At 68.0% G+C, this 16,676-nt stretch carries 17 protein-coding genes; 3 read left to right on the forward strand and 14 right to left on the reverse strand.

Going from position 1 to position 16,676, the window contains the following annotated elements; translation table 11 throughout:
• The first annotated feature begins 10 nt into the window (after nucleotides 1-10).
• Nucleotides 11-1,042, forward strand: a complete 1,032-nt coding sequence (gene dmpG / locus G3N94_RS26500; RefSeq protein ID WP_205795498.1) for a 4-hydroxy-2-oxovalerate aldolase — start codon at nucleotides 11-13, stop codon at nucleotides 1,040-1,042.
• A gap of 88 nt (nucleotides 1,043-1,130) precedes the next feature.
• Here dmpG and G3N94_RS26505 read toward each other — a convergent pair whose 3' ends face one another.
• The 4 genes from G3N94_RS26505 to G3N94_RS26520 form a co-directional block, all read right to left on the reverse strand.
• Entirely contained in the window at nucleotides 1,131-1,499 is a 369-nt protein-coding gene (locus G3N94_RS26505) for a hypothetical protein (protein WP_205795499.1), read from the reverse strand.
• The gene (locus G3N94_RS26510; RefSeq protein WP_205795500.1) at nucleotides 1,499-1,792 is read right to left on the reverse strand and encodes a type II toxin-antitoxin system Phd/YefM family antitoxin; all 294 of its coding nucleotides are present in this window, start codon (nucleotides 1,790-1,792) and stop codon (nucleotides 1,499-1,501) included. Before G3N94_RS26510 ends, G3N94_RS26505 begins: the two co-directional genes overlap by 1 nt.
• Nucleotides 1,793-2,031: 239 nt before the next feature.
• On the reverse strand, nucleotides 2,032-2,295 hold the full coding sequence (locus G3N94_RS26515; protein ID WP_205795501.1) for a hypothetical protein: 264 nt from the start codon (nucleotides 2,293-2,295) through the stop codon (nucleotides 2,032-2,034).
• Nucleotides 2,292-3,539, reverse strand: coding sequence for an alkaline phosphatase family protein (locus G3N94_RS26520; RefSeq protein ID WP_205795502.1), 1,248 nt, complete (start codon nucleotides 3,537-3,539; stop codon nucleotides 2,292-2,294). Before G3N94_RS26520 ends, G3N94_RS26515 begins: the two co-directional genes overlap by 4 nt.
• A 421-nt stretch (nucleotides 3,540-3,960) precedes the next feature.
• On the opposite strand from G3N94_RS26520, the gene G3N94_RS26525 reads away from it, so the two are divergent.
• A complete protein-coding gene (locus G3N94_RS26525; RefSeq protein ID WP_205795503.1) occupies nucleotides 3,961-4,827 on the forward strand; it encodes an oxidoreductase in 867 nt (288 codons plus the stop codon).
• 200 nt (nucleotides 4,828-5,027) lie between these two features.
• Complete coding sequence (locus G3N94_RS26530) at nucleotides 5,028-5,825, forward strand: alpha/beta hydrolase (RefSeq protein WP_205795504.1); 798 nt, start codon at nucleotides 5,028-5,030, stop codon at nucleotides 5,823-5,825.
• A 51-nt stretch (nucleotides 5,826-5,876) separates the two neighbouring features.
• Here G3N94_RS26530 and infA read toward each other — a convergent pair whose 3' ends face one another.
• The 10 genes from infA to G3N94_RS26580 form a co-directional block, all read right to left on the reverse strand.
• Nucleotides 5,877-6,143 carry a translation initiation factor IF-1 gene (gene infA / locus G3N94_RS26535; protein WP_205795505.1) on the reverse strand — a complete coding sequence of 89 codons (267 nt, stop codon included), beginning with the start codon at nucleotides 6,141-6,143 and terminating at the stop codon, nucleotides 5,877-5,879.
• A 340-nt stretch (nucleotides 6,144-6,483) separates the two neighbouring features.
• Nucleotides 6,484-6,687, reverse strand: coding sequence for a cold-shock protein (locus tag G3N94_RS26540; RefSeq protein ID WP_010089472.1), 204 nt, complete (start codon nucleotides 6,685-6,687; stop codon nucleotides 6,484-6,486).
• Between the two features lie 261 nt (nucleotides 6,688-6,948).
• Nucleotides 6,949-8,025, reverse strand: coding sequence for a Rieske 2Fe-2S domain-containing protein (locus G3N94_RS26545; protein WP_205795506.1), 1,077 nt, complete (start codon nucleotides 8,023-8,025; stop codon nucleotides 6,949-6,951).
• Nucleotides 8,026-8,154: 129 nt separating this feature from the next.
• Entirely contained in the window at nucleotides 8,155-10,608 is a 2,454-nt protein-coding gene (locus G3N94_RS26550; RefSeq protein ID WP_205795507.1) for an MMPL family transporter, read from the reverse strand.
• A 94-nt stretch (nucleotides 10,609-10,702) separates the two neighbouring features.
• Entirely contained in the window at nucleotides 10,703-11,683 is a 981-nt protein-coding gene (locus tag G3N94_RS26555) for a sialidase (RefSeq protein WP_205795508.1), read from the reverse strand.
• Nucleotides 11,684-11,703: 20 nt separating this feature from the next.
• Nucleotides 11,704-12,909: an acetyl-CoA C-acyltransferase gene (locus G3N94_RS26560; protein WP_205795509.1), complete on the reverse strand. Its 1,206-nt coding sequence runs from the start codon at nucleotides 12,907-12,909 to the stop codon at nucleotides 11,704-11,706.
• Nucleotides 12,910-12,926: 17 nt separating this feature from the next.
• Nucleotides 12,927-13,424: a MaoC family dehydratase gene (locus tag G3N94_RS26565; RefSeq protein ID WP_277398571.1), complete on the reverse strand. Its 498-nt coding sequence runs from the start codon at nucleotides 13,422-13,424 to the stop codon at nucleotides 12,927-12,929.
• Entirely contained in the window at nucleotides 13,421-14,221 is an 801-nt protein-coding gene (locus G3N94_RS26570; protein ID WP_205795510.1) for an SDR family oxidoreductase, read from the reverse strand. The genes G3N94_RS26565 and G3N94_RS26570 overlap by 4 nt, the downstream gene beginning before the upstream one ends.
• Entirely contained in the window at nucleotides 14,218-15,411 is a 1,194-nt protein-coding gene (locus tag G3N94_RS26575) for an acyl-CoA dehydrogenase family protein (protein ID WP_205795511.1), read from the reverse strand. Before G3N94_RS26575 ends, G3N94_RS26570 begins: the two co-directional genes overlap by 4 nt.
• The coding region (locus G3N94_RS26580; protein ID WP_205795512.1) for an acyl-CoA dehydrogenase family protein at nucleotides 15,408-16,676 on the reverse strand (1,269 nt) is incomplete at its 5' end. The genes G3N94_RS26575 and G3N94_RS26580, both read right to left, overlap by 4 nt.

Raw genomic sequence — 16,676 nt, forward strand, 5'->3', positions numbered from 1 at the left:
GAGTCACGCGATGTCACTTGCAGGCAAGACCATCACCGTCCACGACATGTCGCTGCGCGACGGGATGCACCCGAAGCGCCACCAGATCTCGCTCGACCAGATGCGCGGCATCGCGCGCGGGCTCGACGCGGCCGGCGTGCCGCTGATCGAGGTCACGCATGGCGACGGCCTCGGCGGCGCATCCGTCAACTACGGTTTTCCCGCGCACACCGACGAGGCGTACCTGAGCGCGGTGATTCCGGAGCTGAAGCACGCGAAGGTGTCCGCGCTGCTGCTGCCCGGCATCGGCACCGTCGAGCATCTGCGGATGGCGCACGAACTCGGCGTGAGCACGATCCGCGTCGCGACGCACTGCACCGAGGCCGACGTGTCGGAACAGCACATCGGCCTCGCCCGCACGCTCGGGCTCGATACGGTCGGCTTCCTGATGATGGCGCACATGTCGGCGCCCGAGCAGCTCGTCACGCAGGCGAAGCTGATGGAGTCGTATGGCGCGAACTGCATCTACATCACCGATTCGGCCGGCCACATGCTGCCCGACGACGTGACTGCGCGGATCGGCCAGGTGCGCGACGCACTGAAGCCGGAGACGGAGCTCGGGTTCCACGGCCACCACAATCTCGCGATGGGCGTCGCGAACTCGATCGCGGCGATCGCGGCTGGCGCGAACCGGATCGACGCGGCGGCGGCCGGCCTCGGTGCGGGTGCGGGCAATACGCCGATGGAGGTGTTCGTCGCCGTGTGCGACCGGATGGGGATCGAAACGGGCGTCGACGTGTTCAGGATCTCCGACGTCGCCGAGGATCTCGTCGTGCCGATCATGGACGCGCCGATCCGCATCGACCGCGATGCGCTGACGCTCGGCTATGCGGGCGTGTATTCGTCGTTCCTGCTGTTCGCGAAGCGTGCGGAAGCGAAGTACAAGGTGCCCGCGCGCGACATCCTGGTCGAACTCGGCAGGCAGCGGCTCGTCGGCGGTCAGGAGGACATGATCGAGGATACGGCGCTGACGATGGCACGCGCGCGCGGCGTGGCGGCGTGATGATCGCCCCGCCGCTTCCGGCGGCCGGATGAACGAAACGCGGAGCTTCGGCTCCGCGTTTGCGTTGGTGATGCGGATTCAGTGAGCCTTACTCGGTATCCGGCACATAACCCAGCTCTCGCTGGTGGCGCACCGACAACAACAGGACACGCGAATCCGAGTGCGCGTACAGCATCAGGTGGGCACGCATCACGTACTCGCGAAGTTCCGGCACGCCTGCTTCGATCGCCAACCGCAACACCTGGTCAAGCCGCATTCGGCCTTCGATCGAACTGGCGGCAAGAAAATCTGCGGGACGGCCGATCTTCGGATGCAACTTGACGAGGTCGACGAACCGGAAAATCTCCTCGTGCAAACCGTCGATTCTCGCAAGCGCGGCGTCCGGCTCTTGTGCCAGCATGAACGCTTCGAGGACGCGCAGCCGTTCCCCGAGGCTCTCCGCGAAATCGACCCGCATCAGTTCCGCGACCCGGCGCGCCGCAGCGACTGGCGAAACTCTTCTTCGGACTGCACCCTGCCCGCCAGTACGTCCTTGAGCCCCTTCTCCGCATCATCCAGCATGACCAGCCGACCGTGCTCGGCTTCGAGCGCATGGTAGTAATCCAGCTTGCGTGCGTCGACGATCGCCACGTACGCGGAGCCGTTTTTCGTCAGCACCTTTTCGGCGCCGCCGACCACGTCCTCGGCCAGTTCCGTCAGTCGCGAGCGTGCCTCACTAATGGGCACGACATCTTTGGCGCGAATCGACATACACATATCCAGTACAAGATTCATTAACGCAAACCTACATAAATTTGTTTAACGAGTCAAGGCGGGCGAGATGTCCCGGGCGACATGCCCGGTGCCCGAATTGTTCGGGGTGACGTCTGCGGCAACCAGGCTCGCAAAACGCTTCCGGCAAGAAAGTGCGTTGAATGTGCACGACTGACGGGGTATCGCGCAATTTGGCAGGATGGCCAACGCACCAATCAATGTGTTGCGACCTGGCCTCACTTTTGTCCGTGCGGCCCCGCGTGCGCGCCGCGCCGTCGTGCCCGGCGCTTTTCCCGTTCGGGCAGCAACTGCGGCATCAGCGCCTCGATGTACTGCTTCGCGTCGCCGCGCGTGCGCAGCTGGCTGTAGAGCCGATGCGCGTGGTCGTGACCGACCAGCACCGCATGCGCTTTCTTCAGGATGTGCAGGAACGCCATCAGGCTCGTGCCGTCGCCCAGCGGTTCGTCGTCGCGCGCGTCTCGGGTGTCGGGCCGGGTCATGATCCGATCCTCTGCGGGCAGTCCGTGCGGCAAGTCGCGGTGATCAGCGACAACAGGTCGTTCGCGTTGCGGTCGCGGTCGGTCAGCGGCGGCAGGTTGAACAGGCGTTCGAGGGTCGCGGGCACCGAGCTGTGGTCGTACAGCGTATGGTCGACCTGGCCGCGCGCAACCCACGGCGACACGACGATCGCAGGAACCCGCACGCCGTAGACGTCGAAGCCGAAGCCGTTCGTGTTCAGCGTGGCCGCGGCGCCGTCATTCGGCGGCGGCGCCGCGCCGGGCCTGACCGAATCGTAGAAGCCGCCGTGTTCGTCGTACAGGATCACGAACAGGCTGCACTCCCACAACGGCGAGTTGCGGATCGCGTTGTACACGCTCGCCGCGAGCTGGTCGCCGCCCGCGAGGCCGTCCATCGGATGCTGCGACGTGCCGTTCTCGTACGTGTCGTGAACGATGTCGCCGTAGGCCGGCTCGATGAACGTGTAGCGGGCCGTGTAGCCCGAAGCGAGGTCGGTTTCGAAGTGTGCGAGATCGTCGACATCGAAGAAGCTGATGCCCTTCAGCGATGCGACCTGCGGCACGTGTCCGAACGGCGTCCCCGACTGGTCCTGGTACAGCCGGTACTGATCGTCGCCGAGCGCATCGAAAATCGAGCCGTGCGGATAAGCGAAGCCGCCGAGGGTTTCCCATCCGCCCATTTCTTCCCCGGTCGGCGAATGATCGAGGCCGGCCGACGACGCGCCGTGCACGAAATACCGGTTCGGCCAGGTCGGGCCGGGTAGCGACGCGTGCCAGCCGTCGCACAGCACGAAGCTGGTCGCGAGCGCGTACAGCGCCGGCGACTGCGCGCGCGTATCGACCGCCTGCATGATCTTGCCGACGTCGGCGGGCTGCGGCGGCGTGCCTTCGCTGCGGGTCGATGCATAGTTCGACACGAAGCCGGAATTGTCGATCGGAGGATACGGCTGGCCCTTGCGGAAGCCCACACCCGCGCCGCACAGCTGTTCGACGACGTCGGTGAACTCGTGGCCGGGATCGGTCGGCATCTGTGCGGGCGCGCCGCCGCCGAACGGATAGGCGTCGCCGCCATGGACGTTGCTGTCCGACGGTGTCGCGGCAACGATGCCCGGGATGCCCGACAGCGCAAACAGATGGTCGAACGACCGGTTTTCGAGCATCAGCACGAACACGTGCTGGATGCGTGACTGAACTGACGTTGATGCGGCCGCTGCGTCTGCAACCATGTCGCCTCCTTCCGTCATTCGATGGGCAGCCGACTCGCCGGGCTGCGCGGACGACGTTCGAAAGCGTTGCAACGCGCGCCGGCCGCAGATTGCCGACGAGTGTATGTCCGGCCGGCATCCACGTAAAGATCGTGCGGCGCGCGTGACAGCGGCGATCGTCGTGTCGGCACCGCTCTCGTCTGCGCGATTCGCATGCGCACCGCTGCCCGAGCCTTGACGAAACCCGCCGCGTGGCAGACGATGACTTCCTCGCCCCACCTGCTCGCGTCGCCGGAGCAGTCTCGTAGCCTCACCCGGCATCACCGCTGTCCCAACAATCAACCTCGTTCGATTGGCGCGATCCGATCGAACAATACGCATGGCTCACGCCTGAATGTTCGCGGTCTGGCGATGCGCCTACCTCGTTCCGGGAGAATGTTCGATGTCACACGTGAAGAAGGTCTGGTTCATTACCGGCGCGTCGTCCGGCTTTGGCCTCGCGCTTGCGCAGGCCGTGCTCGCACGCGGCGATCATGCGGTGGTCACCGCGCGGCGGCTCGAGCGGCTGCAGGCTGTCGTCCAGGGGCATGAAGACCGCGCGCTGGCGATACAGATGGACGTCACCGATGCGGCCGCGCGCGAGCGTGCGGTCGAGCAGGCGATCGCCCGGTTCGGCCGGATCGACGTGCTCGCGAACATTGCGGGGCGTGGCTCGATCGGCGCGGTGGAGGAATTCTCGCCCGCCGAGCTGCGCGATCAGTTCGAGATCAACTTCTTCTCGGCGGTCGAGATGACGCGCGCGATCCTGCCGCAGATGCGCGCGCAGCGAGCGGGCCGCGTGCTGACGCTGACGAGCGTCGGCGGACTCGTGACGGTGGCCGGTGCCGGCGCGTACTGCGCGGCGAAGTTCGCGCTCGAATGCTGGACCGAGACGCTCGCGAAGGAGGTGGCGCCGCTCGGTATCCGCGTAACGCTCGTCGAGCCTGGTGCGTTCCGCACCGAGTTCGCGGGCGACGTGCTGCAGCGCGCCGCGCATCGGCTCGACGTGTATCGGAGGGTCGTCGGGCCGTTCGAGGATTACCTCGTCAGCAATGCGGGCAAGCAGATGGGGGATCCGGTCAAGGGCGTTGCGGTGATGCTCGACGCGATCGACAGCGACTCGCCGCCGCTGCGGCTGATGCTCGGCGCCGATGCGTATGCGCTGTGGGACAAGACCATCGCGGAGCGCATCGACGATATCGACGCTTGGCGCGAGCAAGGCGAAGCAACGGCGTTCGACGACGCGCAGGCGGTGCAGATCGGGCGTTGATGCGGGGGCTGCGTCGCGCGGCGGCAAGGCCGGTCACCGCACGCGGCGTCGCCCGCCGTGACGCATCAGGCGGGATTGCCGATCGTCCGGTTGACTTTCGCTTGCCGGGCCGATACGATCGAGCCACTTTCAAGACGCCCTCCCGGTTCGCCGGGAGGGCGTTTCGTTTTGGTTCTCCCACCAAAAGGAAACGTCTTGAAATGAACCGTCCTGACTCCCCTCTCCAGCATCCGGCCGGCGGCCTCGGCTACGTGCAGCACGGCACCGGCCACGATTGCGTGATGGTCCTGCACGACTGGCTCGGCGACCACACGAACTACGATCCGCTGCTGCCTTATCTCGACACCACCACGTTCACATATGTGTTTGCCGATCTGCGCGGCTACGGGAAATCCCGCCACCTGACGGGCGACTACACCGTCGACGAGATCGCGGCCGATTGCGTCGCACTCGCCGATCGACTCGGCTGGCAACGCTTCCACGTAATCGGGCATTCGATGACCGGCATGGTCACGCAGCGCGTCGCCGCCGACGCGCCGTCGCGGATCAAGAGTGCGATTGCCGTGTGTCCGGTCTCCGCCGCAGGCAATCGGCTGAGCGACGACGCGCGGGCGTTCTTTGCCAGCACGATCGGGGACGACGACGCGTTCCGCCGGCTCGTGAGGTTCGTGACGGGTGGGTTGTCGGCGCAATGGGCCGACTTCAAGCGGCGGCAAAACCGCGAAAACGTCGCGCGCGAATGCCAGCTCGCGTATCTCGACATGCTCGTCGACACCGACTTCGTCGACGCGGTTCGCGGGCTCGACACGCGCTTTCTGGTGATTGTCGGGGACAAGGATCCGGGGCTCGGCGCGGACGCGATGAAGGAAACCTTCCTCGCGTGGCACCCGAACGCGCAATTGCGCGCGATCCCGAACTGCGGGCATTACCCGATGCAGGAACAACCGCCGCATTTTGCGACGATCATCGAGGATTTCCTGCGCAACGGAACCGCATGAGCGGCGCCGCAGCCAGGAAACCGCGCGGGCTGCGTCGCCCGCACCTGCCGGTCAGCGGCGCGGCGGGCCGCTGCGAGGCGTCCGCGCAGGCGCGCGGTCGTCCTTGTGCCGGAAATTGATCCGACCCTTGGTCAGGTCGTAGACCGACAGCTCAAGCGTCACACGGTCGCCCGCGAGAATACGGATATGGTTCTTGCGCATGCGGCCCGATGCGTACGCGCCGACCACTGCGCCGTTTTCCAGCGTGACGCGATACTTGCTGTCCGGCAGCACTTCGTCGACGATTCCGTCCAGTTCCAGCAGTTCTTCTTTTGCCATACCAATTCCTCCAGACTAGGTGATTGACCGCAGTCGCTTCCCGCAACGGCCGGCGGCACCGCAGGATGCCGGGCGCGGATGTTCGTGCAGACGAGCCAAGGTCCCGGCTCGCGATTGGAGCCAGGCGGGTCGCCACGTGGGCGGTCAGGGGTGGCGGCGCGATGGTCGCCGCGCGGGTCGGAGCCGTGCCGGCTTCGGCACGGCGGCGATCTGCGCGGGTTGCTTCGCGCTGAAAAGGCGACGGCGGACACCGTCAACCGACGGCGTCCGCCCTGGCGGCAGATGCCGCGCGCAGGTTCTGCGGCACCGGTCCCGGCTGGGCGACCGGTGCCGACGCAGCTTACAGCGGCGTGATGTTCGATGCTTGCAGGCCCTTGGGGCCGCGCTTCACTTCGTAGCTGACCTTCTGGTTCTCGGCCAGGGTCTTGAAACCCGTGCCGCGAATTTCGGAGAAGTGCGCGAACAGGTCGTCGCCGCCCTTGTCCGGGGTGATGAAACCAAAGCCCTTGGTTTCGTTGAACCACTTGACGGTACCGGTATCCATAAATACTTCCTTAATACAAATAAATTGACACGCGCCCGCGACGGGCACGAAAAAGATTCAAAGAGGGAGAGACCAACGACTGCCGCTCGTAGCGGCAAAGGGTGAGCAATCGAGCATCTTGAAGACTTCGGTGACGGACACTACGCGACCCGGGCCGTTGTGTCAAGTTTTACGATGCGGCACAGCCGCGCATCGCGCGGTCAATGGCCGGCGCGGCGCGCCCGTGCGCCCCGCCCGGCCCCGCCGCGCCGGCCTGCCCGCTTACCGCTCGAACACGTGATGCAGCGCGGGCGGCGTTTCCCCGTCGCAGATCCGCATCTCGAACACCTTGCGCGTGACGCTCGACGGCCGCACGTCAGCCTCATCGAGATAGAACTGCGAATACCAGTCGCGCATCTGGTAAAGGGGTCCATCGCCTTCGCACAGCAGCGGGTTGTCGATCCGCGTCTTGCTGTGCCAGATGTCGACGTCCTCGTAGAACGCGCGCTGCGCTTCCTTCACATACGCATTCGCGATTTCCATGTTCTGCGCGTCGCTCAGGCCCGGCAGCTTCTTCACGATCACGCCGTAGCGCAGTTCGAAGCTGTTCATGTCGATCGGCACGTGGCAGTTGAGCAACACCGAATGGATCGGCTGGCCGTTGCTCTGCCCCGTCATCTGCGTGATGTGCACGGCCGGCCCGAAATACGTCGACAGCGCGGTCAGGCTGTCGCCGCCGAGCTTTTCGCTGCGGCCGACCATCAGCTGCGTCGCCTTGTGGTCCTCGAACAGGTTCGCGAAATAGTCGATCGGTGCGCGATGCACGGTCGCGAAGTGCGCGACATCGGAAATGTTGTCGACGAGCTCGCGGCAGTTCGCGTGGATCAGCATCTTGTCGACGACCCAGCCCGACCATTCGTCGGAGAAGCACACGTCGAAGCGCGGGATTGCGACTTCGTCCGGCGGCGGGTTGCCTTCCGGGTCGTTCCATACGAACAGCAGATGGTTTTCCTCGCAGGTCGGCCACGCGCCGATGCGCGCCTTCGGCGGAATGCGCTTGCAGTACGGGATCGACGCGCACTGCCCTTCCCCGCTCCACGCCCAGCCGTGGAACGGGCACACGAGCGTGTCGCCTTCGACGGTGCCGAGGCTCAGGTCGGCGCCCATGTGCGGGCAGTACGCGTCGACGATGTTGACCTTGCCGGTCGAGTCGGCGAACGCGGCGAGCTTGCGGCCGAAGATGTTCAGCGTGTGCGGCTTGCCGTCCTTGTAGTCGCGGGCGAGCCCGACGCAGTGCCAGCCGCGCGCATAACGCTCGGCGAGCGGCTGGGCTTCGATCTTGTAAGGGCGTGCGGACATGTGGGTCGTCTCCTTGTGGTTCGGTAGCGCGCGGCGGCCGGCCGTGCCGGCCGCGCGCTCGGGGTGAATCGGGGGGAATCAGGGCCGCGTTGCTCAGTGCGTCGGTCAGTGCATCGCTCAGTGCATCGCTCAATGCATCGTATTTCCGGGTTCGAGCGCGCGCGCGGGCTTAAGCGTTGGCGCGGCGGCCGGCGCCGGATGCGGCGCGCGGCGTTCCGCGCGTTCGACGCCGAGCCACGCGGCGAGCGCCGGCAGCAGGAACACCGCGCCGAACAGGTTCACGAGGAACATGAACGCGAGCAGCACGCCCATGTCGACCTGGAACTTCAGCGCGGAAAACGCCCAGGTGCCGACACCAATGAACATTGTGACGGCCGTGAACAGCGCCGCGGTGCCGCGCTGGCGCATCGCGTCGGCGAACGCGTCGGGCAGCGTCGCGCCGTGCCGGATGTCGTGCTGCAGGCGCTCGTACAGGTAGATGCCGTAGTCGACACCGACGCCGACGCCGAGCGTGATCACCGGCAGCGTCGCGACCTTCAGGCCGATGCCGAGCCGCGCCATCACCGCGTTGCAGAGGATCGACACGAGCGTGAGCGGCACGATGATGCAGAGCACCGCGCGCCACGAGCGGAACGTCACCGCGCACAACAGCGCGATCGCGCCGAAGATCGACAGCAGCATCGCGACCTCGGCGTCGCCGACCGCCTCGTTGGTGGCCGCCATCACGCCGACGTTGCCGCCCGCGAGCCGGAACGCGACGTTCGGCGTCGGGTTCTCGGCCGCGAAGCGCTTGATCTCGTCGACGATGTGCGCAATGGTCTTGCCCTCGTGGTCGGTCGTGTAGATCAGCACCTGGATCGCCTTGCAGTTCGCGGTGTTCATCCCGTTGTCGGGGTCGAACGCGTTTGCGCCCTGCGTGAGCCCGTCGCTCGAACGCGGCAGCGCCGCCCAGCGCGGGTTGCCCTCGTTGAACGCGGCGATGAACACCTTGCCCTGCGACGCGACGCTCGTAACCGACTGCACGCCCGCGACGCCGCGCATCCGCATCTCGAACTTCTCGATCGCGCTCATCACCGGGTAATGGAGGCACGCGTCGTCGAAGCCGGTCGTCTCGACGATCACCGACAGCACGTCGACGCCGATGTTGTACTGGTGCGTGATCGCCGCGTTGTCGACGTTGTAGCGCGAGTTCGTGCGCAGTTCGGGTGCGCCGGTGCCGATGTCGCCGATCTGCAGGTTGCGCGATTCGAACATGCCGTACGCGAGCAGCGCGAGCGCGACCGCGAACACGCCGAGCGCCGGCAGCGGCCGCGCGAACGTCGCGAAGCCCGACCACATCCGGCTGCCGCCCGCGGCCGCCGTGCGCTGCGCGCGCGCGAGCGTGCCGCGTTCGAGGCGCGTGTACGACAGCAGGATCGGCAGGAACACCTTGTTGGTGACGATCATCAGCAGCACGCCGAGGCATGCGGTGATGCCGAGCTCGCGCACGATGTCGATCTGGATCCGCATGATCACCATGAAGCCGAGCGCGTTGGTCAGCAGCGCGACGGTGCCCGGCACGAACAGCTTGCGGAACGCGTCGCGCGCCGCGTCGACCGACGTTGCGCCGCGCACGAGCGCCTGCTTCCACGCATTGGTCATCTGCACCGCGTGCGACACGCCGATCGAGAAGATCAGGAACGGCACGAGGATCGACATCGGGTCGATGCCGAGCCCGAGCAGCGGCAGCGCGCCGAGCAGCCAGACGACCGGCAGCAGCGCGACCAGCAGCGCGAGCGCGGTGGTCTTCAGCGAGCGCGTATACGCGAACAGCAGCGCGGCCGTCACGACGAACGCGAGCGCGAAGAACGCCATCACGCCGGCGATGCCCGCTTCGACGTCGCCGACGAGCTTCGCGAAGCCGATGATGTTCACGTCGACGTTCTGCTTCGCGTAGCGCGCACGGATCTCCTCGAGCTGGCGCGCGACCGCGCTGTAGTCGAGCCGCTTGCCGGTCGCGGGATCGGTCTCGCGCAGTTCCGCGCGGATCAGCGCGGATTTCAGGTCGTTGCCGACGAGCCGGCCGATCTGCCCGGAGCGCGCGACGTTGCGGCGCACCTTCGCGAGATCGTCCGGGTTCGCGCTCGAGAACTGGCCCGGCACGACCACGTCGCCGCGAAAGCCCGCTTCGGTGACCTCGGTGTAGTGGACGTTCGGCGTGAACAGCGAGAACACGCGCGAGCGGTTCACGCCGGGTATGAAGAACACGTCGTCGGTCGCATGGCGCAGCGCGTCCATGAACGGCTGCGTATAGATGTCGCCGTCGCCCTTCCAGCGCAGGCTCACGAGGATCGTGTTCGCGCCGGGGAACGCGCCCGCGTAGCGGTCGAACACCTGCATGTACGGGTGCTGCATCGGGATCATCTTGTTGAAGCCCGGGTCGAGCTTCAGGCGCGTCGCGGACAGGCCGAGCGCAAGCGTCACCGCGACGCACAGGAACAGCAGCGTGCGGCGCCGGCGGATGATGAAATCGGCGCAGCGCTCGACGAATGCCGCGAGGCGCGACGCGGGAACGGCATCGGTGGGGCGTGACAGGTCGTTCATGGAACTCTCTTCTCGTATCGGAACGGCTGGCGGAGCGGAAACTCGCGGAAACGGACGACGGCTGGCGACAACTGGCGGAACCGGCCGCCGAGCGTCAGGACGGCAGCGACGGGTGTGTCGCGCTCGATCCCGCGAGCGGCGCGACGCCCGCCTCGCCGCCGAGCAGCAGCGCGCCGCGCCCCATGTCGAGCACCGCCGCGAGGCTTTGCACGCCGCCGAGCTTGCGCACGTCGAAGGTCAACCCGCCGTCGCGCGACGCGACGATCGCGCCGCCCTGGCCGACCAGCACCAGTTCGCCGTCGGGAAGCTGGGTCGCGCCGAAGTACGACACGGGCACCTGGCTGTCGACGTGGGTCCAGGTCGCGCCGCGATCGGTGCTGCGCAGCACGTTGCCGCGCATCCCGTATGCGACCCAGTCGCCGTTCGCGAGCATCAGCGCGCCGAACAGCGAACCCGCGTACGGCGACGGCCGCTTGTCCCAGCTCGCGCCGTTGTCGGTCGAGCGCAGCAGCGTGCCGCTCTCGCCCGCGATCAGCAGGTTGCCGTGGCCATCGCCGACGATCGCGTTGAGATGCCGGTCGCCGGCGGGCGTCTTCACCGTCTGCCAGGTCGCGCCGGTGTCGTTCGACTGCAGCAGCTGGCCGAAACTGCCGGCCGCGAACAGCGGCCCGTTCGCGGTGCCCCACACTGACAGCAGCGGATCGGAATGCGCTGAGGCCGTGTGCACTTCGCGCCAGTGCGCACCGGCGTCGTCGCTGCGCACGATGCGGCCGTCGTGGCCGACCGCGATGCCGAGCGTCGGCGTGACGAAGAACACCTGCGTGAGCGTCGACGGCTGGTCGGGCGCGACCGACGCGGGCCGCCAGTTCCGGCCGCCGTTGTCGCTCAGCAGGATCACGCCGCGCTCGCCGACCGCGACGATGCGCGTGCCGGCTTTCGCGAGGCCGTTGATCTGCAGGCGGTCCGCGTGAATCGCGGTGGCCGGGAACGCCGGCAGCGGGCGCGGCGAGAAGGCGAACAGCGCGGCGCCGAGCACGAGCGCCGACATCGCGAGTCCGGGCAAGGTTCGTTTCATTGCTTGTCTCCCGTGAGCCGTCACGCGCCGACTTCGAACAGCGCGGCGGCACCCATCCCGCCGCCGATGCACATCGTGACGACGACGTGCCGCACGCCGCGGCGCGCGCCTTCGAGCAGCGCGTGCATCGTCATCCGCGTGCCGGACATGCCGAACGGATGACCGAGCGCGATCGCGCCGCCGTCGACGTTGAGCCGCTCGTCGGGGATGCCGAGCCGGTCGCGGCAATACAGCACCTGGCACGCGAATGCCTCGTTCAGCTCCCACAGGCCGACGTCGCGCACGGTCAGCCCGTGCCGCGCGAGCAGCTTCGGGATCGCGAACACGGGGCCGATGCCCATTTCGTCCGGCTCGCAGCCGGCCACGGCCAGCCCGCGGAACGTGCCGAGCGGCGCGAGCCCGCGGCGGCCGGCCTCGGCGGGCGTCATCGCGACGACGGCCGCCGCGCCGTCGGACAGCTGCGACGCGTTGCCGGCGGTGACGAACTCGCCCTGCGCGACCGTTTCGCCACCGCTCCACGACGGCTTCAGCGTCGCGAGCCGTTCGGCAGTCGTGTCCGCGCGCACGCCCTCGTCGTGCGACGCACGCAAGTCCTCGTGGCCGGCTGGGTTGCCTTCCTTGTCGAACAGCGCGCGGCGCACGTCGAGCGGCGCGATCTCCGCGTCGAAGCGCCCCCCGGCCTGCGCTTGCGCCGTGCGCTGGTGGCTTTGTAGCGCGTATTCGTCCTGCGCCGCGCGCGAGATTCCATAGCGGCGCGACACGATCTCGGCCGTTTCCATCATCGCGATATAGGCGGCCGGCTGATGTGCGAGCACCGCCTGCGAACGCACGCGATACGCGTTCTTGTGCTTGTTCTGCGTGAGCGAGATCGACTCGACGCCGCCCGCGACGACGATCCGCGCGTCGCCCGCGCTCACGCTGCGCGCAGCGCTTGCGATCGTCATCAGCCCCGACGAGCACATCCGGTCGATCGCCATCCCGGGCACCGACGCGGGCAGGCCCGCCGCCGCAGCCGACAGCCGGCCGATGTTGTAGCCCTGCGTGCCCTGCTGCGCGGCGCAGCCGATCACGACGTCGTCGACATCGGCAGGCGCGACGCCCGCGCGCTCGAGCGCCGCGCGCACCACGTGGCCGCCGAGCGTGGGCGCCTCGGTATCGTTGAACATCCCGCGATACGCCTTGCCGATCGGCGTGCGTGCGGCGGAGACAATTACTGCGTCTTCCATGGGGAGACTCTCCGGTACTAGAAGTAATAGCGGCTGATCGTGTCGACGACGCAGCCAGGCTTGGCGTCGCCGTCGATCTCGACGGTCACGCGGATCCACGCCTGCACACCGCCGTCGAGCGGCTCGACGCGCAGCAGTTCGCCGATGCCGCGCACGCGCGCGCCGACCTTCACCGGCGCCGGGAAACGGATCCGGTCGCAGCCGTAGTTGACGCCGAGTCGCGCGCCGTCGATGCGCACGATCTGCGGCAGGAAATAATTGACGAGCGACAGCGTCAGGTAGCCATGCGCGATGCACGCGCCGAACGGGCCGTCCTTCGCGCGCACGGGATCGACGTGCACCCACTGATGGTCGCCTGTCGCGTCCGCGAAGCCGTCGATGCGGCGCTGGTCGATCGCGAGCCACGCGCTCGCGCCGAGCGTCTCGCCGACGGCGGCGGCCAGTTCGCCGGGATGCGCGAACACGCGGGGCTTCGGGAGCATCGTGCGCACGGGGTCGAGGGTCGCGCCCATCATGCGTGCTGGCTGCTGACCGACAGCACTTCGCCCGTCATGTACGACGCGTAATCGCTTGCAAGAAAGACCATCACGTTGGCAACCTCCCAGACTTCGGCGGCGCGCCCGAACGCTTCGCGCGACGCCAGTTGATTCAGCAGGTCGGCCGGAGCCGACTTCTTCAGGAAATCGTGCATCGCGATGCTCGGCGCGACCGCGTTGATGCGCACGCCGTGTGGCGCGGCTTCGAGCGCCGCGCAGCGCGTGAGCGCCATTACGCCCGCCTTCGCGGCCGCGTAGTGCGCCTGTTCCGCCTGCGCGCGCCAGCCGAGCACCGATGCGTTGTTGACGATCGCGCCGCGGCCGCGGGCCTGCATGTGCGGCAGCATCGCGCGCGTCATCCGGAACGTCCCGGTGAGGCTAATGTCGATCACCCGCGACCATTCGGCATCGTCCATATCGATGATGCGGCGCGCGCCGCCGAGCCCCGCGTTGTTGATCAGCACGTCGACGCCGTCGAGCCGCGTCTGCGCGTCGGCGACGAGCGCCTGCACGTCGTCCTCGGACGCGACATTGCAGAGCCGCCCGTAGATCTGCTGGAGCCCCGTTTCGGCGCGCAGCGTGTCGACCGCCTGTTCGAGGCGCTTTTCGTGGATGTCGGAGATGAACAGCGCGCGGCAGCCTTCTTCCGCGCAACGGCGCGCGGCCGCGAAGCCGATGCCGGCGCCGGCGGCGGCCGTGATCAGCACCGATTTGCCGGCGAGCAGCTGGTGGCCCGGCACGTAGGCGGGGGCCTGGCGGATCTGGGGTTCGGTCATGCGTTACCTCGGGGTTCCTTGGGCATGCCGAGCCCGCGCTCGGCCATGATGTTGAGCTGGATTTCGTTGGTGCCCGCGTAGATCGTGTCCGCACGGGAGAACAGGAACACGCGCTGCAGGTGGGCGAGCTTTTCGTCGGACGGATCGACGACGTTCGCGCGCGTGCCGAGCACGTCCATCGCGAGCTGGCCGAGATCGCGGTGCCAGTTCGACCAGTAGTACTTGTAGATCAGCGCGTCGCGGCGCAGCGGCGCGCCGGCGGCATCGTCCGCGCCGGACAGCATCCGCAGCGCGTTGTAGCGCATCACGCGCAGGCCGGCCCACGCGCGGCCGATCCGCTGCCGCAGCACGGGGTCGCGGTCCGCGCCCGATTCGCGCGCGGCGTCGATCACCCATTCGAGCTCGCGCACGAACTGCATCTGCTGGCCGAGCGTCGACATCCCGCGTTCGAAGCCGAGCAGCGTCATCGCGATCCGCCAGCCGTCGCCCGGTGCGCCGACGAGGTCGCGGGCCTCAGCGCGCGCGCCGTCGAAAAACACTTCGTTGAATTCCGCGCCGCCGTTCAACTGCCTGATCGGCCGGATCTCGATGCCCGGCTGGTCGAGCGGCATCAGCAGGAACGACAGACCCTTGTTCCCCTTCGAAGCCGGATCGGTGCGAGCGAGCACGAAGATCCAGTCGGAATCGTGCGCGAGTGACGTCCAGACCTTCTGGCCGTATACGCGCCATGTGCCGTCCGCGTCCTGCTCTGCGCGCGTGCGCACGTTCGCGAGATCGGAGCCCGCGCCCGGCTCCGAATAGCCCTGGCACCAGAACTGCGTGCCGGCGAGGATGCCGGGCAGGAAGCGCGCACGCTGGTCGTCGGTGCCGCATGCGACGAGTGTCGGCCCGAGCAGCCCTTCGCCGATGTGGCCCATCCGCCCGGGACCGCCGGCGCGTGCATATTCCTCGTGGAAGATCACCTGCTCGGCGACCGGGAAGCCTCGGCCGCCCGCTTCCGTCGGCCAGCCGAGCCCCGTCCAGCTGCCCTTCGCAAGTTCCTGTTCCCACGCCTTGCGCAGCTCGGGCCACGCCTCCTCGTCGCCGGGGCCGCCTCGGTATTTCAGGCACGCGAATTTGCCGGTCAGGTGCGACTGCACCCAGTCGGCGACTTCGTGCCGCAATTGCTGTTCACGGGTTTCGCTGTTCATTGCAAGGCTCCTGCGCGGGCGGCGGACGGACGCGCCGCATGCGGCACGGGCGCGGCAACCGCAAGCGCGGCGCCGTCCGCCCGTGTGCCGTCGATCGCATGGCGCGCGATCCATTCGAGCAGTTGCGGCGTCGCGCCGAACTGCGCTCCCGATGCCTGCGCGCGCTTGAAGTAGAGATGCGGGTCGTATTCCCACGTGAAGCCGACGCCGCCGTGTAGCTGGATCGCTTCCTGTGCGCAGAACGCGTACGCGTCGTTCGCGGCGGCCTTCGCTGCGGCGACGTCCGCACAAAGCGCGGCGCAGGGCTTCGTCGCACCCCTTTCCGCGTCCCACGCGTGCGCGGCGCCGAGCACCGCCGAACGCGCCGACTCGATCAGCACCATCATTTGTGCGCAGCGATGCTTGACCGCCTGGAACGATGCGATCGCGCGGCCGAACTGCACACGCTGGCCTGTGTACTCGAGCGTCAGGTCGAGGCACTGCTGCGCGCCGCCGAGCTGTTCGGCGGCCAGCGCGAGCGCGGCGAACCACGCGGTGCGTTCGAGCACCAGCACGGCGTCGCGGCTCGCGAGCAATGCATCGCGGCTCACGCGCACGTCGTCGAGCCCGACCCGCGCGAGCGGCCGCGTCGCGTCGAGCGTGTCGAGCGGCGTCACGGCAAGACCGGACAGGCCGGATCGAGCGGCTGCCACGTCGACGGCAAACAGCCCGACCGAGCGCCCCTCGTTCGCGATACGCGCCGGTATCAGCAGCAGATCGGCACGCACGCCGTCGAGCACCTGCGCGCAGTTGCCGGACAGCACGTAGCCACTCGCGGTTTCTTCAGCGATGAACGGGAACGCGGGCACCTCGGCCGATTCGCCGAAAGCACCGCACGCATGCGTGCCGGGCCGATTGCCGAACGGCTCGCCGGCCGGCATCCCCGACAGTTCGCCAAACGGCCAATCGAGCGGCAACGCGAGCGTCGCGCTGCACGCGCCTTCCGCGATCCTCGCGAGCCACGCGGCCGCCGCCGGCGTTCCGCAGTATGCGAGCGCGGTCGCGGCCACGCACGCGGTCGGGAAATACGGCACGCACGCGACGCGACGGCCGAGCTGCTCCATCAGCAGCGTCTGCTCGACCGCGCCGAGCCCCATGCCGCCCGCCGCTTCCGGCAGCGCGAGCGCGTTCCAGCCGAGCTCGCCGGCCAGCGTCGCCCATAGCGCGTCGTCGCGGCCGCCCGCCTGGTCGATCGCACGGCGCACGTCCGCGGACGCGCTGCGTTC

The sequence above is a fragment of the Burkholderia sp. Ac-20353 genome (assembly GCF_017104785.1).
Taxonomy (GTDB): domain Bacteria; phylum Pseudomonadota; class Gammaproteobacteria; order Burkholderiales; family Burkholderiaceae; genus Burkholderia.

Bases quoted from the DNA above. Each gene is read 5' to 3' on its own strand.
- dmpG (WP_205795498.1), top strand. From the start codon at position 11: ATGTCACTTGCAGGCAAGACCATCACCGTCCACGACATGTCGCTGCGC.
- G3N94_RS26505 (WP_205795499.1), bottom strand. From the start codon at position 1,499: ATGCGGGTCGATTTCGCGGAGAGCCTCGGGGAACGGCTGCGCGTCCTC.
- G3N94_RS26510 (WP_205795500.1), bottom strand. From the start codon at position 1,792: ATGTCGATTCGCGCCAAAGATGTCGTGCCCATTAGTGAGGCACGCTCG.
- G3N94_RS26515 (WP_205795501.1), bottom strand. From the start codon at position 2,295: ATGACCCGGCCCGACACCCGAGACGCGCGCGACGACGAACCGCTGGGC.
- G3N94_RS26520 (WP_205795502.1), bottom strand. From the start codon at position 3,539: ATGGTTGCAGACGCAGCGGCCGCATCAACGTCAGTTCAGTCACGCATC.
- G3N94_RS26525 (WP_205795503.1), top strand. From the start codon at position 3,961: ATGTCACACGTGAAGAAGGTCTGGTTCATTACCGGCGCGTCGTCCGGC.
- G3N94_RS26530 (WP_205795504.1), top strand. From the start codon at position 5,028: ATGAACCGTCCTGACTCCCCTCTCCAGCATCCGGCCGGCGGCCTCGGC.
- infA (WP_205795505.1), bottom strand. From the start codon at position 6,143: ATGGCAAAAGAAGAACTGCTGGAACTGGACGGAATCGTCGACGAAGTG.
- G3N94_RS26540 (WP_010089472.1), bottom strand. From the start codon at position 6,687: ATGGATACCGGTACCGTCAAGTGGTTCAACGAAACCAAGGGCTTTGGT.
- G3N94_RS26545 (WP_205795506.1), bottom strand. From the start codon at position 8,025: ATGTCCGCACGCCCTTACAAGATCGAAGCCCAGCCGCTCGCCGAGCGT.
- G3N94_RS26550 (WP_205795507.1), bottom strand. From the start codon at position 10,608: ATGAACGACCTGTCACGCCCCACCGATGCCGTTCCCGCGTCGCGCCTC.
- G3N94_RS26555 (WP_205795508.1), bottom strand. From the start codon at position 11,683: ATGAAACGAACCTTGCCCGGACTCGCGATGTCGGCGCTCGTGCTCGGC.
- G3N94_RS26560 (WP_205795509.1), bottom strand. From the start codon at position 12,909: ATGGAAGACGCAGTAATTGTCTCCGCCGCACGCACGCCGATCGGCAAG.
- G3N94_RS26565 (WP_277398571.1), bottom strand. From the start codon at position 13,424: ATGATGGGCGCGACCCTCGACCCCGTGCGCACGATGCTCCCGAAGCCC.
- G3N94_RS26570 (WP_205795510.1), bottom strand. From the start codon at position 14,221: ATGACCGAACCCCAGATCCGCCAGGCCCCCGCCTACGTGCCGGGCCAC.
- G3N94_RS26575 (WP_205795511.1), bottom strand. From the start codon at position 15,411: ATGAACAGCGAAACCCGTGAACAGCAATTGCGGCACGAAGTCGCCGAC.